Source organism: Streptomyces sp. NPDC050546 (genome assembly GCF_044457425.1).
Classification (GTDB): domain Bacteria; phylum Actinomycetota; class Actinomycetes; order Streptomycetales; family Streptomycetaceae; genus Streptomyces.
Genome location: NZ_JBITGX010000013.1, coordinates 208,464 through 224,197, shown reverse-complemented (window position 1 = coordinate 224,197; position 15,734 = coordinate 208,464). Strand labels below are relative to the sequence as shown.

The window sequence follows — 15,734 nt, the reverse complement described above, 5'->3', positions numbered from 1 at the left end:
TGTGGGGTAGTGAATGAAGCAAATGCGTTCCCAGAACGGTCAGTTGTAGTGCTGAATGGGATGAGCGGGGTATGCAACGGCGCACGCCCGGCACGAAGGGAGGGGCGCCCGCGCCAACTGGCGGCTGAGAGGGGTTAGTTCGTGCATGCTTTGCCAGACGGCACCACATCGACACCGACCACCATCGCAGTTCCACCGTCGCTCTCTCTACCGGTGATCGAGGCGGCGTTTCCCCGGCAACTCCACCCGTATTGGCCGAAGTGCCAGGAGAAGACCCGGGCCTGGCTGCTCGAAAAGCGGCTCATGCCCGCGGACAAGGTGGAGGAATATGCCGACGGCCTTTGCTACACCGACCTCATGGCCGGGTACTACATCGGTGCCCCCGACGAGGTCCTCCAGGCGATCGCGGACTACAGCGCCTGGTTCTTCGTCTGGGACGACCGGCACGACCGTGACATCGTGCACGGCCGTCCGGCCGCCTGGCGGCGGCTGCGGGACCGGCTGCACACGGCCCTCGACTTCCCCGGGGCGCACCTGCACCACGAGGACCCACTGGTCGCCGGGTTCGCGGACAGCGTGCTGCGGCTGTACGCGTTCCTGCCGAGGACGTGGAACCTCCGGTTCGCCCGGCACTTCCACGCGGTGGTCGACGCCTACGACCGGGAGTTCCACAACCGTTCCCACGGAATCGTGCCCACCGTCGACGAATATCTACGGTTGCGCCGGCTCACCTTCGCCCACTGGATATGGACGGATCTACTGGAGCCGACCGCAGGATGCGAAATACCCGACCCCGTCCGGAAACACCCGGCATACCGGCGGGCAGCGCTGCTGAGTCAGGAATTCGCCGCCTGGTACAACGACCTCTGCTCCCTTCCCAAGGAAATAGCGGGCGACGAGGTGCATAATCTCGGAATCAGTCTCATCACCCATGAGGGGCTGACTCTGGAACAGGCGGTCGTGGACCTGAGGCACCGTGTCGAGAATTGCATCACTGAATTCCTCGATGTCGAACAGGAAGCATTACGGTTCGCCGACGACCTCGCCGACGGCACCGTGCGGGGAAAGGAACTGAGCGGCGCCGTGCGGGCCTGTCTGAGCAATATGCGCAACTGGTTCAGTTCCGTCTACTGGTTCCACCACGAGTCCGGCCGGTACATGGTCGACAGCTGGGACGACCGGTCCACGCCCCCGTACGTCAACAACGAAGCGGCAGGTGAGAAATGACCGTCGAGTCTGTGCAACCCGAAGCCCCGGCACCGGATCTGCGTGAGCCGCCCCGGGCGGGCGGCGGAGTCCCCGGCCTCGGTCACGGCTGGAAGCTCGTGCGCGACCCGCTGGCGTTCATGTCCCGGCTGCGCGACCACGGTGACGTGGTCCGCCTGAAGCTCGGGCCGAAGACCGTGTACGCCGTCACCACCCCGGACCTCACCGGCGCTCTGGCGCTGAGCAACGACTTCATCATCGCCGGGCCGCTCTGGGAGTCCCTGGAGGGCCTGCTCGGCAGGGAGGGAGTGGCCACGGCGAACGGGCCGCGGCACCGGCGCCAGCGGCGCACCATCCAGCCCGCCTTCCGGCTCGACGCCATCCCCGCCTACGGGCCGATCATGGAGGAGGAGGCGCACGCGCTGACCGAGCGCTGGAAGCCCGGCGAGACCGTCGACTGCACCTCCGAGTCCTTCCGGGTGGCCGTGCGCGTCGCGGCCCGCTGTCTGCTGCGCGGCGCCTCCATGGACGAGCGGGCGGAGCGGCTGTGCGTCGCGCTCGCCACCGTCTTCCGCGGGATGTACCGGCGGATGGTGGTCCCGCTCGGGCCGCTCTACAAGCTGCCGCTCCCGGCCAACCGCGAATTCAACCGGGCATTGGCCGATTTGCATCTCCTGGTGGACGAGATCGTCGCCGAGCGCCGGGCATCCGGTCAAAAGCCGGACGATTTGCTGACGGCATTGCTGGAGGCGAAGGACGAGAATGGCGACCCCATCGGGGAACAGGAGATCCACGATCAGGTCGTCGCGATCCTCACCCCCGGCAGCGAAACCATCGCCTCCACGATCATGTGGCTGTTGCATATGCTCGCGGAACACCCTGAACAGGCGGACCGGGTGCGTGACGAAGTAGAAGCCGTCACCGGTGGGAGGCCGGTGGCATTCGAGGACGTCCGGGGACTCAGGCACACCAACAATGTCGTCGTCGAGGCCATGCGTTTGCGTCCCGCCGTCTGGATTCTGACGCGCCGGGCGGTACGTGACACGGAACTCGGTGGATACCGGATTCCGGCCGGGGCGGACATCGTCTACAGCCCGTACGCGATCCAGCGCGACGCGAAGTCGTACGAGCGGAACCTGGACTTCGACCCCGATCGCTGGCTGCCGGACCGTGTCAGGGACATCCCGAAGCACGCCATGAGCCCGTTCAGCGTGGGCAACCGCAAGTGCCCGAGCGACCACTTCTCGATGGCACAGCTGACGCTGATCACGGCGGCGCTGGCCAGCAGGTACCGCTTCGAGCAGGTGGCCGGTTCGAAGGACGGCACACGCGTCGGCATCACGCTCCGGCCGCACGACCTGCTGCTGCGGCCGGTGCCGAGGTGACCGGCCGGTGAGCGTCAGGCCGCCTCGGGCCCCCTGAACGTGCGCCGGTAGGCGTTCGGCGTGGTGCCCACCGCCCGGACGAAGTGGTGGCGCAGCGTGGCCGCGTTGCCGAACCCCGTTCGGCCGGCGATCGCGTCCATCGTCTCGTCCGTCGCCTCCAGCAGCCGCTGGGCCAGCAGCACCCGCTGGCGCAGGACCCAGCGGTAGGGAGTCGTCCCCGTCTCCTGCTGGAAGCGGCGGGCGAAGGTGCGCGGGGACATATGGGCGTGGGCGGCCAGTTGCTCGACGGTGACCTCCTCGTCGAGGTGGCGCTCCATCCACGCCAGCACGTCGCCGATCGTGTCACCCTCGGAGTGGGGCAGCGGGCGCTCGATGTACTGGGCCTGGCCGCCGTCGCGGTGCGGCGGCACCACCATTCGCCGGGCGATCTTGTTGGCGACCTCGGTGCCCTGCTCCTTGCGGACCAGGTGGAGGCAGGCGTCGATTCCGGCGGCCGTGCCGGCGGAGGTGATCACCGGATCCTCGTCCACGTAGAGCACGTCCGGCTCCACTACGGCCCGGGGGTACTGCCGGGCGAGGTCCCGCGCGTGCTTCCAGTGCACGGCGCAGCGGCGGTCGTCCAGCAGCCCGGCGGCGGCCAGCACGAAGGCGCCGGAGCAGACGCTGAGCACCCGGGCGCCGCGGTCGACCCCGCGCCGCAGGGCGTCCAGCAGCTCCGGAGGGAACTCACGGGACGCGTAGCTGTGCCCGGCCGGTACCGCGATCAGGTCGGCCGTCTCCAGCCGCTCCAGGCCGTGCTCGACCTGGAGCGAGAAGCCCGAGTTCATGCGCAGGACCGGGCCCTCGGCCGAGGCGACGGCGAAGTCGTACACCGGCAGGCCCTCGTCGCTGCGGTCGGTGCCGAAGACTTCGCACACCACACCCAGTTCGAAGGGGTTCACGCCGTCGAGCAGGACGGCGGCCACGTTCTGGAGCATGTCTCCAGTGTGCCTCGTCAGTGGCAGTAATTCGAGGGTCCCCGGCAGTACTGCCACTGACGGTAAGGAGTCATCGGCGCGACAGTGGTGTCCATGGAAACGAACCAGGCACAGACACTCATCGCAATGATCTTCGTACTCGGGACGCTGGTCCTCCTGGTCCTCCCGTCAGTGATCGGCATCATGCGCGACAAGCGCGCCGACCGTCAGATCAGGGAGGCCCAGGAGGCCCGGGAGAGCGAGCGGGCTCAGAAGTCCTCGTCCAGGTCGACGGTGCCCTCCACCGCCACCTGGTACGCCGAGGGGCGCCGCTCGAAGAAGTTGGTCAGCTCCTGAACCCCCTGGAGCTCCATGAAGGAGAAGGGGTTCTCGGAGCCGTACACCGGAGCGAAACCGAGGCGGGTCAGCCGCTGGTCCGCCACGCACTCCAGGTACTGCCGCATCGACTCGGTGTTCATGCCCGGGAGGCCGTCACCGCACAGGTCGCGCGCGAACTGCAGCTCGGCCTCGACGGCCTCCCGCAGCATGTCCGTCACCTGCTGCTCGAGCTGGTCGTCGAACAGCTCCGGCTCCTCCTTGCGGACGGTGTCGACCACGTCGAAGGCGAAGGACATGTGCATCGTCTCGTCCCGGAACACCCAGTTGGTGCCGGTGGCCAGGCCGTGCAGCAGGCCCCGGCTGCGGAACCAGTAGACGTAGGCGAAGGCACCGTAGAAGAACAGGCCCTCGATGCACGCGGCGAAGCAGATCAGGTTTAGCAGGAACTTGCGGCGGTCCGCCTTGGACTCCAGGCGGTCCAGCTTGTCGACCGAGTCGATCCACTTGAAGCAGAACTCGGCCTTCTCGCGGATCGACGGGATGCTCTCCACGGCGTCGAACGCGGCCGCGCGGTCCTCCGGGTCGGGGAGGTAGGTGTCGAGCAGCGTCAAGTAGAACTGGACGTGCACGGCCTCCTCGAAGAGCTGCCGGCTCAGATACAGCCGCGCCTCGGGGGAGTTGATGTGCTTGTACAGCGTCAGCACCAGGTTGTTCGCGACGATCGAGTCGCCCGTGGCGAAGAAGGCGACCAGTCGGCCGATCAGGTGCTGCTCCTCCGGGGACAGCTTGGCGAGGTCGGCGACGTCCGAGTGGAGGTCGACCTCCTCCACGGTCCAGGTGTTCTTGATGGCGTCCCGGTAGCGCTCGTAGAAGTCCGGGTAGCGCATGGGGCGGAGAGTCAGCTCGAAGCCGGGGTCGAGAAGGTTCTGGGTCATAACAGCCGGCGCGGAGCGCCGTCCTCCAGGGGTGGTGGTCGGGTGGCGGGTGGGAATTACTGGCAGGCCTCGCAGGACTCGGGGTTTTCCAGGGAGCAGGCGACCGCGTCGGGGTCGGCTGTCTGCTGCACGGGGATGGTCTTCTCAGGCTGCGCCTGGGACTGTGCCGCGCGGGCGATGCGGGTCGCCGGGCGCGAACGCAGGTAGTACGTCGTCTTCAGCCCGGCCTTCCAGGCGTACGCGTACATCGAGGAGAGCTTGCCGATGGTCGGCGTCTCCAGGAAGAGGTTCAGGGACTGGGACTGGTCCAGGAACGGTGTCCTGGCCGCCGCCATGTCGATCAGACCGCGCTGCGGGACCTCCCACGCCGTGCGGTAGAGCGCCCGTACGTCCGCGGGGATCCAGGCGAACTCCTGCACCGAGCCGTTCGCCTCGCGCAGCGCCTCCCGGCTGCGGGCGTCCCACACGCCGAGCCGCTTCAGCTCGTCCACCAGGTAGGAGTTGACCTGGAGGAACTCGCCCGACAGCGTCTCGCGCTTGAACAGGTTGGACACCTGCGGCTCGATGCACTCGTACACGCCCGCGATGGAGGCGATGGTGGCCGTGGGTGCGATGGCGAGGAGCAGGGAGTTGCGCATGCCGGTCGTGGCGACGCGCTCGCGCAGGGCCGCCCAGCGCTCGGGCCAGGTCAGCTCCACGTCGTAGTGGTCCGGGTGCAGCACGCCCCTGGCCGTACGGGTCTTCTCCCAGGCCGGCAGCGGGCCGTTGCGCTCGGCCAGATCGGTGGAGGCCTCGTACGAGGCGAGCATGATGCGCTCGGCGATACGGGTGGAGAGCGCCTTGGCCTCGGGCGAGTCGAAGGGCAGGCGCAGCTTGAAGAAGACGTCCTGCAGGCCCATGGCCCCGAGGCCGACCGGACGCCAGCGGGCGTTGGAGCGGCCCGCCTGCTCGGTCGGGTAGAAGTTGATGTCCACGACCCGGTCGAGGAACGTGACGGCCGTACGGACGGTCTCGTCCAGGCGCTCCCAGTCGAGGTCGCCGGTCGATGTGTCGACAAAGGAACCCAGGTTGACCGACCCCAGGTTGCAGACCGCCGTCTCCCCGTCGTCGGTGACCTCCAGGATCTCCGTGCAGAGGTTGGAGGAGTGCACGACGTGGCCCGGCTCGGCCGTCTGGTTGGCGGTGCGGTTGGCGGCGTCCTTGAAGGTCATCCAGCCGTTGCCGGTCTGCGCGAGGGCACGCATCATGCGGCCGTACAGCTCACGGGCGGGCAGGGTCTTCCTCGCCAGGCCCTTCGCCTCGGCCGCCCGGTACGCGGCGTCGAACTCCTCGCCGTACAGGTCGACCAGCTCGGGCACGTCCGAGGGGGAGAACAGCGACCACTGCCTGTCGGCGTTCACCCGCCGCATGAACTCGTCCGGCACCCAGTGCGCCAGGTTCAGGTTGTGCGTACGGCGGGCGTCCTCGCCGGTGTTGTCGCGCAGCTCCAGGAACTCCTCGATGTCGGAGTGCCAGGTCTCCAGATAGACCGCGGCCGCGCCCTTGCGGCGACCGCCCTGGTTCACGGCGGCGACCGAGGCGTCGAGGGTCTTCAGGAACGGGACGATGCCGTTGGAGTGGCCGTTGGTGCCGCGGATCAGCGAACCGCGCGCACGGATACGGGAGTACGAGAGGCCGATGCCGCCCGCGTGCTTCGACAGCCGCGCCACCTGGTGGTACCGGTCGTAGATCGAGTCCAGCTCGTCCTTGGGGGAGTCGAGGAGGTAGCAGGACGACATCTGGGGGTGCCGGGTGCCGGAGTTGAAGAGGGTGGGGGAGGAGGGGAGGTAGTCGAGGCGGCTCATGAGCCCGTAGAGCGCGGCGACCTCGTCGACGGCCTGTGCCGTGTCGTCCTCGGCGAGGCCGGCGGCGACGCGCAGCATGAAGTGCTGGGGCGTCTCGACGACCTTGCGGGTGATCGGGTGGCGGAGCAGGTAGCGGCTGTGCAGCGTCCGCAGGCCGAAGTAGCCGAAGCGGTCGTCGGCGGCCCGGTCGATCAGCGCGTCGAGCCGGGCGGCGTGGACGCGCACGAACTCGGCGGTCCGGTCGGCGATCAGCCCCTCACGGTGGCCGACCGCGACGGACTCGGTGAAGGACGTGACGCCCTGGGAGGCGGCCTCTTCGCGGATGCCGATCGTCAGCAGGCGCGCGGCCAGCCGGGAGTAGGCGGGGTCCTCGGAGATGAGGCCGGCGGCCGACTCCGTCGCGAGCTCGCGCAGCTCCGTCTCGTCCGCCCGCGCGGACCGGCCGCGCAGCGCGGCGGCGGCGACCCGGCCGGGGTCGGCGTCGGGGAGATCGGCGGTCAGCTCGGTCAGGGTCCGCAGCAGCGCGGCACCGGGACCGTCGTGCTCTTTCTCGGAAGCTGAGACCGGTTCGGCTGGCGCGATGGTCACGTGGGGCTCTCCCTCGCTCGGCAAGGGGCCTCGCGCAGGGCAGGGGGCAGCACACGAGCGCACACGGCGTCGCGTCCACCGGCCCATTCCACGAGGCCCGGACGTCAGGGCACCCCGGCCGGACGGCCGGGTGCGCTGTCGGCAGGTCCTCGGACTGACGCTTGTGCATGAAACATGCACAAGTACACCGTTGCGGGACAGTTCCGGATTCGCACCGGATTCCCCTGCGGCGGCAGCGAGCACGAGCATACATCTTGTGCTGGGTTCGGGTGACGCCCCCAGATGTTGTGTCGCGCTGGTGTCGGAGCGTCAGCTGACAGGTGAGAAGAGTGATGCCCTGCCGGCGTTTCCCCATCGGGTTGCGGGGCATGCCGGGAGTGCTTCCATGGAAGTAGGTGCCGACGTCCGCGGGTCCTCCGTACTGGGAATCAGATCGCCCTCGGAGGGAGTACTCACCATGACGAGGGTCGTCCGTCGCACACCTGGCAAGGCGCGGCCGCACAACGCGCCGATGGCCACCCTGGATCTGCGACGGGCGGCGAGATGGACCAGCCGCGTCGTCGTCGGCTACTGGCACAGCCTGACCATCCGTCTCGAGGCCCGCCGCGGCACCACCCGGCCCAGGAAGTGGCGCAGGTGGTTCTCCTACACCAACGTGCTCCGGATGGTCTGGGCGGTCGGCGCCCTCGTGGTCTTCGGCTGGATCGGGGCCGGCGTGCACATGCTGGTCACCGACGAGAAGACCACGGTCGAGAGATGGCAGCAGGACCCTGGACTCGACGCCTTGGTCCGCTTCGTCGGTCCGGCCCTCACCGCTTCGGTCGCCGCCGCGCTCTTCCTGTTCTGGTGGTACAGCTGGAACAAACGGCGCTACCTCGTGAAGGCGCGCAAGGACCCGCACAAGCTCGTGCTCACGGCCGGGCAGGACTCCACCGAGATCGTGGGTCGCGAGGAGCTCGCGCAGGTCATCGCCCAACGGCTGAGGGAGCGCGGCACCCGTCGGCCCTATCTGCTCGTGGGCGGTGTCGGCACGGGGAAGACCGCCGTCCTGGTGCGGCTCACCGAACTACTGGCCCAGCAGCGTGCCGTGCCCGTGCCGATCCGGCTGCGGGACGCCGACGGCGGGACCGAGCTGAACTTCGAGCGCATGGCCAGGCAGCGTTTCGCCGAGGTGGCGCCGCAGGGCATTCTGGCCCGCACCAAGATCGAGCGGGTGTGGCAGCAACTGCTCGCCGACGACAAGCTGGTCGTCATCGCCGACGGACTGGAGGAGGCTCTTCTCGACGGCGGCCTTCAGCAGAACCGGGACAACATCATCCGCTGTGCCATCGAACGCGCCTATGAGGAGCGGCTCCCGGTGGTCATCGCTTCCCGGCCACACAGTCCCCTGGACACCACGCCCGCCGCGATCGTGGAGCTGGAACCGCTGAGCGAGGAGGAGGCGCTGCAATTCGTCAAAGCCTCCGTACCGGAGACGGACGAGCGTCGCGTGGACTGGATCGTGGAGACGGCGGAGGTGACCGAATCGCCCGTCTATCTGCAGATCGCGCGTGAACTGCACCGGCACGGTGCACTGGAACGTGACCGTCCGACCGATGACCCGAAGCGTCTGAACACACGCAGCCGGGACCGGAGCACGCTCCGGTTGTGGCTGCTGGACACCTGGGGCCGTGCCCTGCTCGAAGGCCGGCTGCGCGAGGACGTCGCGCTCGCCCCGCACGAGCGCCGCGACACCCTCGAGGTGGTCTCCGCACTGGCCTGTGTGGGACTGCTCCAGGACAAGCTGGAGGTGGACTGCGCCGAGCTGCTCGGCCCGGAGGGCCACCCCGGTGGACGTCTGTGGGTCAGGGTGCCCGGCACCGACCAGTACGGCACCAACGGGAACGCCTTCTCCGAGTGGCACCGGGAACAGATCTGGGCAGCGCTCTGCGCCAGGCTCGGCGACCAGGAGGGGAGGCGGCTGCACAGAGGGAACATGGCGCAGTGCCACGCGGTCCTCGCCCGTCTGGTGGGCAACGCGGACAAGCTCGGGCTGTTGGAGAGCTCCGAGATGAAGGCGCGCTTCCCGCACAGCATCCTGCAGGCCTACTTCGGTTTCCGGCTGCTGAGCCACCTGGAGGAGGCCGATGCCGGCGAGCTGATCGAGCAGGTGCTGCGGCCGCCCGGCCCCGGTCGTGAGCTGCTGGTCGCGGTCGTGTTCATGTCCCGCGGGCGGGTGGGGAGACGCCCTCCCCGAGTCGGCGGCGCCGGGGCCGGATTCCAGGAGGGGAAGGACGAGCCGTCGCACAGGGGCCCCGTGCGTGGGCGCGCCCTGTCCGAGCGGCTCTGCGCGGCCGCGCAGCACCGACCGGACGACCCGAAGACCCTCGACCTCTACGCGGCTGCCCTCGAAGTCGAGAGTGTGGAAGCCGACCCAGGGCGTCTGGGCGACATCGTCGAGAGGGTGGCGGCCGATTGGTCGGGCATCCAGGGCGATCAGCGCACTCTCGAGGATGCGAAGCTGAGGCTGCTCAAGCAACTGGGCGCGGCGTCGCGGGAGGCCTCGAAGAAGATCGACACCACGGCGATGTACGAGAAGATCTTCGAGATAGGCATCGCTGAGCCCTCGTACTCCATCCGCCTGGCCGTCGCCCAGGAGTTCGGCAGCGGCGGCAACGAGGCGTTCGCCGTGATCCGTGAGCGGGTCGGTCTCAACAGTGACCCCATAGGGGAGTACAACGCCAAGATCCTCGACATGAAAGCCCGGAACACGAGGGAATTCGAAGCGTGGACCTCAAGAATGGGGGAGGCCAGATCCGCCCGCGCGTCCTCGCCCGCCGCGTCCTTCGAGGCCATCGACCGGCTGCAGACCGAGCGAGAGGAACTCAACCAGCGGTACGAGAACCAACGGGTCGAACTGCTGCGTGAGTTCGTGATGCGGGCCTGGATGCTGCCCATGCTGCTGGGGTCGGTCGACGACTCCCACCGCGGTGAGGCCCGGGAGCGCCTCACCAAATGGCTGCTCCACCTCGACCCGGCCCACACGGACGGCGCCCCCGACATGCCGCTCGCCCTGGAGGCCGCGCTGGCCCAGGGCTTCAAGTACGCGGCCAACCGGCGCCAACGCCATCCGAACACCGATCCCGGCAGAAGCGTCGACCTGATCCGGCAGGCGGAGACCGTACTGCAGCAGACCCGGTGCTGGTACTCGCAGCTCAGCCTGCTCCAGGCGCTGTGCCTGTGGAAACTCCCGGACCGGTTCAGCCACCACGACCGGGACAGCGACACCACGGCAGGGCCGGGCGACGATCACCACGGGTCGCGCGAGCCGCTCCTGACGATCGGTGGTTCCACCGCCGTACAGACCGTGCGGCGCTGGCTGGCGATGGCCGGCACGGTGAACGCACCACCCGGCCCGCCCGGTGCGAACGGCGACTCACCGCGGCGGCTGCTGCACCCGTTCGTCGCCGAGGCGGGCGATCTGGTGGCCCTCGCCCTGGAGACCGGACAGCCCGAGCGCTTCCTCTGGATCGACGAGAAGGGCGTCGCCGACAACATCGGTTCCCGTACGGACCACTCCGGCGCCTACCGCAAGCACAACCTGTGGATCCCGCCCTCGGTCGGCTGGAGCACCCTCGACGGGAGGGCCCAACGGCTCGTCGCCGACGTGCTGGTGATGCTGAACCTCGTCGAACGGGACGGAAAACCCGACGAGGTCGAGGAGCGGATGGCCCGCGCGGAGCAGTCCGGCATGCCTCTCCCACCGTGCCTGTGCACGAACCGCGAGCCGCTGCGGCCCGGCGCACGGGTCGGTACCGCGAACCCGCCCGCACCCGGCGCCACATGCCTGCCCGACTGCAAGTTCCAGCTCTGCCCGTACCCTCCCCACGACTCCGTGCCCCGGGGAGAGATCCGGGAGCCGTTCTGCCGCCAGCAGCAGGCCCTGCTGCCCGGACGGCTGCGCCGCTGGTTCCCCAGGCTGTTGCGCCGGAAGACGCCACCTTGGGTGAGCATGCGCGTCCGCGAGCTGGACCGCTTCTGGCATGCGATGGCCGCACGCACCCGCGACTAGCCAGGGCGGCGGACGGATACGCCGACGGGCCGCCGGGTGGTCTCCCGACGGCCCGTCCTGCGCTGGGATCAGTGCGAGGAGCCCGCCGTGGCCGGCGGCAGCTCCACCTGTACCCCGGGGTCGCCCGCGTCCGCCGTGTAGTCCTCCGGCTTGGTCTCGTCGATGCCGTCGGGGGCCTTGAGGGCCTTCAGGGCGAAGGTGAGGACCACCGTCACCACCACGTTCAGGACGAACGCCGTGAGACCGATGTAGCCGATCTCGCCGATGCCGGGGATCTCCTTCGAGGAGCCGCCGAAGTGCTTCTGGGTCGGCGAGGCGACCCCGTACGCGGCGGCCGTCCCGTAGATCATGCCGACCGCCCAGCCCGCGAGCAGCGCCCACCGGTGGAACCAGCGGGTGAACAGGCCGCCGACCAGGGCAGGGAAGGTCTGCAGGATCCAGATGCCGCCGAGCAGCTGGAAGTTGATGGCGACGGTCTTGTCCATGGTGAGGACGAAGGCCAGCGCGCCCACCTTCACCAGCAGGGAGACCAGCTTGGAGACCTTGGTCTCCTGCTCCGGCGTGGCGTCCGGCTTGAGGAAGTCCTTGTAGATGTTGCGGGTGAAGAGGTTCGCGGCCGCGATGGACATGATGGCCGCCGGCACGAGCGCGCCGATGCCGATCGCCGCGAACGCCACGCCCGCGAACCAGTCCGGGAACATCGTCTCGAACAGCTGCGGGATCGCCAGCTGCCCGTTCTGCACCTTGATCCCGGCCGCGATCGCCATGAAGCCGAGCAGCGCAAGCAGGCCCAGCATCAGCGAGTACAGCGGCAGGATCGTGGTGTTGCGGCGGATCACCTCACGGCTGCGCGAGGACAGCGTCGCCGTGATCGAGTGCGGGTACATGAACAGCGCGAGCGCCGAGCCGAGCGCCAGCGTGGCGTACGTCCACTGCCCCGCCTCCGGCGGCACCAGCGCACCGCGTGCCGCCCCCGTCGCCGGGTTGGTCTGGCTGTACGCGTCGCCCGCCTTGGCGAAGATCTCGTCGAAGCCGCCCAGCTTGATCGGGATGTAGATGATCGCCACCGCGATGACGATGTAGATCAGGGTGTCCTTGACGAAGGCGATCAGCGCCGGGGCACGCAGGCCCGAGGAGTACGTGTAGGCCGCCAGCACGCCGAACGCGATCAGCAGCGGCAGGTCCTTGATGAACCAGTTGGTGTCCTCGCCGCCGCCGACGCCCATCACGTCCAGCACGGCCTGGATGCCGACGAGCTGGAGCGCGATGTACGGCATGGTCGCGAGGATGCCGGTGACGGCCACGGCCAGCGACAGGCCCTTGGAGCCGAAGCGGCCGCGCACGAAGTCGGACGTCGTCACATACCCGTGCTTGTGGGAGACCGACCACAGGCGGGGGAGGAAGGTGAAGATCAGCGGATAGACCAGGATCGTGTACGGCACCGCGAAGAAGCCGGCCGCGCCCGCCGCGTAGATCGCCGCCGGTACGGCCACGAAGGTGTACGCCGTGTACAGGTCGCCGCCGAGCAGGAACCACGTGACCCAGGTGCCGAACGACCGGCCGCCCAGGCCCCACTCGTCGAGGCTGTTCTCGTTCTCGGCCTTGCGCCACCGTGAGGCCAGGAAGCCCATGACCGTGACGAGCAGGAAGAAGAAGATGAAGACGGCGAGTGCGACGCCGTTCACGCCGTCCTTCACCGCGCACCTTCCTTACGGGCGCGCTGGTCACGCTGCCACAGCTTGTACGCGGTCATCGTCAGCGCGGTGGAGATGAGCACCCACGCCATCTGGTACCAGTAGAAGAACGGGATGCCGATGAAGGCCGGGTCGGTCTTGGCGTACGAGCCGACCCACAGCATGGCCACGAAGGGCGCTACGAGGCAGAGGGCGATGACGACACGCATCGGCGTCACCACCGGACCTCTACTGGCTTCTGGGGCTTGCGACATCGAGCGGCTCCGTCCCCTCAGTGATCACCTGTGTAATGCGCAGGCAATCTAGGTCAGGGTGCGGCGGGAACGGAACCCCTCGTCCGCAATGCGACACCCAATAGAAACCGGGCGTCACCAGCGGTCCACCGCGTGCGCTACTCGACAGGCCGCTTCAGCCGGGCCACGAACTTGTACCGGTCCCCCCGGTACACCGACCGCACCCACTCCACCGGCTGCCCCTCCCGGTCCAGCGAGTGCCGGGACAGCATCAGCATCGGCAGGCCGACGTCCGTGCCGAGCAGACCGGCCTCGCGCGGGGTGGCCAGCGAGGTCTCGATGGTCTCCTCGGCCTCCGCGAGATGGACGTCGTAGACCTCGGCGAGCGCGGTGTACAGGGACGTGTACTTCACCAGGGACCGGCGCAGCGCGGGGAAGCGCTTGGCGGACAGATGGGTGGTCTCGATGGCCATCGGCTCGCCGTTGGCCATGCGCAGCCGCTCGATGCGCAGGACGCGTCCGCCGGGCGCGATGTCGAGCAGGCCGGCGAGGCGGTCGTCGGCGGTGATGTAGCCGATGTCCAGCAGCTGCGAGGTGGGTTCCAGGCCCTGGGCGCGCATGTCCTCGGTGTACGAGGTCAGTTGGAGCGCCTGGGAGACCTTCGGCTTGGCGACGAACGTGCCCTTGCCCTGGATGCGCTCCAGGCGCCCTTCGACGACCAGCTCCTGAAGCGCCTGGCGCACGGTCGTGCGCGAGGTGTCGAACTCCGCGGCCAGCGTGCGCTCGGGCGGAACCGGCGTGCCGGGCGCCTGGGTGTCCGTCATGTCGAGCAGGTGCTTCTTCAGGCGGTAGTACTTGGGCACGCGTGCGGTACGGACGGGCGCCCCGTTCTCGTTCTCCGCACTGCTGACGTCGGTGCTCATGCTCCGCCTTCCCGGCTCGGTCCGCCGACACGATCCCACTTGTATACCGTCGGCGCCGCTTTTGGTCTAGTCCACCACGTCCAGTGGTCTACCTGAAGTATGGCGTGTACAGCTGGTATTTCGCTGGCTTATTACTTAAAGGTTCCTGCATATGTAGGTCGCATAACGGCTGGTCAGAGCCTTATCGGACCTCTTGACAGGTCTCGTGGTCCAGGCCAAGCTCCTCCCTACTGGTCTACACCAATGGTCCAGCTGAGGAGGGTGGCGTGAAGCGCAAGCTGATATCCGCGATCGGTATCGCGGGCATGATGGTCTCCATCGCGGCGTGCGGGGGCGAGGGCGGTGGTTCGGACAAGGGCGGCGCGGACGCCAAGGAGCTGACCGTCTGGCTCACCGTCGACGCCCAGAACAACTGGCCGCAACTGGTGAAGGCCGCCGACGCGGCGGTGCAGAAGAAGCACCCCGGTCTCAAGATCAACCACGAGTACTACGGCTGGCCCGACAAGAATGCCAAGCTCGACGCCGTCCTCGCCACCGACAAGGCGCCCGACGTGGTCGAGATGGGCAACACCGAGATGCTCGGCTACATGGTCAAGGGCGCCTTCGCTCCCCTGGACCCGGCGAAGTTCGACAACTCCGACGTCTGGCTGGACGGCCTCAAGGCCTCGGTCACCTACGAGGACAAGACCTACGGCGTCCCGTACTACGCCGGTGGCCGTGTCGCCAACTGGCGCAAGGACATCGCGGCTTCGGTCGGGGTGAAGACGCCCCCGAAGACCTACAAGGAACTGACCACCGCCCTGGACAAGATCCAGAAGAAGGAGGGCGGCAAGTACAACGCCTGGTACCAGCCGACCCGCGACTGGTACGCGGCCATGTCCTTCGTCTACGACGCCGGCGGCGCCATCGCCACCGAGTCGGGCGGCCAGTGGAAGGCCTCTCTCTCCTCGCCCGAGTCCCTCAAGGGCCTGACGGAGTTCAAGAACGTCGTCGACTCCTACATGCACGGCGACAAGACCAAGGACGAGTCCGACCGCTACATCGTCTACGGCCAGGGCAAGTCCGCCATGATCTTCGCCGCCGCCTGGGAGGGCGCGACCGCCGAGGACCCGAAGAACGACAAGACCGGCAAGCTCAAGGGCAACCTCGAGAACTTCGTGATGCCCGGCCCGTCCGGCAAGAACATGCCCGTCTTCCTGGGCGGCTCCGACCTCGCCGTGCCGGTGAAGTCCGACGCGCAGGACCTGGCCGCCGAGTGGATCAACGCGTACACCGGCTCCTCCGGGCAGAAGGGCCTGATGGCCAAGGGCAATCTGCCCAACAACAAGACCGACCTCGCGACACTGAAGAACGACCCGGCGACGGCGGTCCCCGCCACCGCGGCCGAGTCCAACTGGTTCGTCCCGATGGCCCCCGGCTGGGGCCAGGTCGAGAAGGCGCAGATCCTGCAGACCATGCTGCAGAGCATCGGCACCGGCAAGAAGTCCGTCGAGGCCGCCGCCAAGGACGCGGACGCCGCGATCGACAAGGTCATCAACACCAAGTGACCTACGGGCGGGGCTCCCTCACCGGGCGGAGCC

Annotated in this window: 10 protein-coding genes and 1 riboswitch; of the genes, 4 read left to right on the top strand and 6 right to left on the bottom strand. The window is 68.4% G+C overall.

Annotated features, from left to right (window positions below):
* The first annotated feature begins 141 nt into the window (after window positions 1-141).
* Both cyc1 and ACIBK5_RS30275 read left to right on the top strand, forming a co-directional pair.
* A complete protein-coding gene (gene cyc1, locus ACIBK5_RS30280) occupies window positions 142-1,227 on the top strand; it encodes an epi-isozizaene synthase (protein WP_399024385.1) in 1,086 nt (361 codons plus the stop codon).
* Window positions 1,224-2,591 (top strand): cytochrome P450, encoded by a 1,368-nt coding sequence (locus tag ACIBK5_RS30275; protein ID WP_399024383.1) that lies wholly within the window; start codon window positions 1,224-1,226, stop codon window positions 2,589-2,591. Before cyc1 ends, ACIBK5_RS30275 begins: the two co-directional genes overlap by 4 nt.
* Before the next feature lie 14 nt (window positions 2,592-2,605).
* Here ACIBK5_RS30275 and ACIBK5_RS30270 read toward each other — a convergent pair whose 3' ends face one another.
* The 3 genes from ACIBK5_RS30270 to ACIBK5_RS30260 all read right to left on the bottom strand — a co-directional run bounded on the left by ACIBK5_RS30270 (window position 2,606) and on the right by ACIBK5_RS30260 (window position 7,253).
* Window positions 2,606-3,568 (bottom strand): GlxA family transcriptional regulator, encoded by a 963-nt coding sequence (locus ACIBK5_RS30270; protein ID WP_399024381.1) that lies wholly within the window; start codon window positions 3,566-3,568, stop codon window positions 2,606-2,608.
* A gap of 248 nt (window positions 3,569-3,816) precedes the next feature.
* A complete protein-coding gene (locus ACIBK5_RS30265) occupies window positions 3,817-4,821 on the bottom strand; it encodes a ribonucleotide-diphosphate reductase subunit beta (RefSeq protein WP_399024379.1) in 1,005 nt (334 codons plus the stop codon).
* Window positions 4,822-4,877: 56 nt separating this feature from the next.
* Window positions 4,878-7,253 carry a ribonucleoside-diphosphate reductase subunit alpha gene (locus tag ACIBK5_RS30260; protein ID WP_399024376.1) on the bottom strand — a complete coding sequence of 792 codons (2,376 nt, stop codon included), beginning with the start codon at window positions 7,251-7,253 and terminating at the stop codon, window positions 4,878-4,880.
* A 122-nt stretch (window positions 7,254-7,375) separates the two neighbouring features.
* A riboswitch (cobalamin riboswitch) is annotated at window positions 7,376-7,519 on the bottom strand.
* A 191-nt stretch (window positions 7,520-7,710) separates the two neighbouring features.
* Between ACIBK5_RS30260 and ACIBK5_RS30255 the strand changes: the two genes are divergently transcribed.
* Window positions 7,711-11,304: an ATP-binding protein gene (locus ACIBK5_RS30255; RefSeq protein ID WP_399024374.1), complete on the top strand. Its 3,594-nt coding sequence runs from the start codon at window positions 7,711-7,713 to the stop codon at window positions 11,302-11,304.
* 68 nt (window positions 11,305-11,372) lie between these two features.
* Here ACIBK5_RS30255 and mctP read toward each other — a convergent pair whose 3' ends face one another.
* From mctP to ACIBK5_RS30240, 3 genes are all read right to left on the bottom strand, one after another.
* Window positions 11,373-13,001 (bottom strand): monocarboxylate uptake permease MctP, encoded by a 1,629-nt coding sequence (mctP, locus tag ACIBK5_RS30250; RefSeq protein WP_399024372.1) that lies wholly within the window; start codon window positions 12,999-13,001, stop codon window positions 11,373-11,375.
* A complete protein-coding gene (locus ACIBK5_RS30245) occupies window positions 12,998-13,252 on the bottom strand; it encodes a DUF3311 domain-containing protein (RefSeq protein WP_382835897.1) in 255 nt (84 codons plus the stop codon). The genes mctP and ACIBK5_RS30245 overlap by 4 nt, the downstream gene beginning before the upstream one ends.
* Before the next feature lie 137 nt (window positions 13,253-13,389).
* A complete protein-coding gene (locus ACIBK5_RS30240; RefSeq protein ID WP_215118602.1) occupies window positions 13,390-14,154 on the bottom strand; it encodes a GntR family transcriptional regulator in 765 nt (254 codons plus the stop codon).
* 266 nt (window positions 14,155-14,420) lie between these two features.
* Here ACIBK5_RS30240 and ACIBK5_RS30235 point away from each other — a divergent pair, with 266 nt between their 5' ends.
* Window positions 14,421-15,701: an extracellular solute-binding protein gene (locus ACIBK5_RS30235; RefSeq protein WP_399024369.1), complete on the top strand. Its 1,281-nt coding sequence runs from the start codon at window positions 14,421-14,423 to the stop codon at window positions 15,699-15,701.
* The last annotated feature ends 33 nt before the right edge of the window (window positions 15,702-15,734 follow it).

Bases quoted from the DNA above. Each gene is read 5' to 3' on its own strand.
- ACIBK5_RS30265 (WP_399024379.1), bottom strand. From the start codon at position 4,821: ATGACCCAGAACCTTCTCGACCCCGGCTTCGAGCTGACTCTCCGCCCC.
- ACIBK5_RS30245 (WP_382835897.1), bottom strand. From the start codon at position 13,252: ATGTCGCAAGCCCCAGAAGCCAGTAGAGGTCCGGTGGTGACGCCGATG.
- ACIBK5_RS30275 (WP_399024383.1), top strand. From the start codon at position 1,224: ATGACCGTCGAGTCTGTGCAACCCGAAGCCCCGGCACCGGATCTGCGT.
- ACIBK5_RS30270 (WP_399024381.1), bottom strand. From the start codon at position 3,568: ATGCTCCAGAACGTGGCCGCCGTCCTGCTCGACGGCGTGAACCCCTTC.
- ACIBK5_RS30255 (WP_399024374.1), top strand. From the start codon at position 7,711: ATGACGAGGGTCGTCCGTCGCACACCTGGCAAGGCGCGGCCGCACAAC.
- ACIBK5_RS30240 (WP_215118602.1), bottom strand. From the start codon at position 14,154: ATGAGCACCGACGTCAGCAGTGCGGAGAACGAGAACGGGGCGCCCGTC.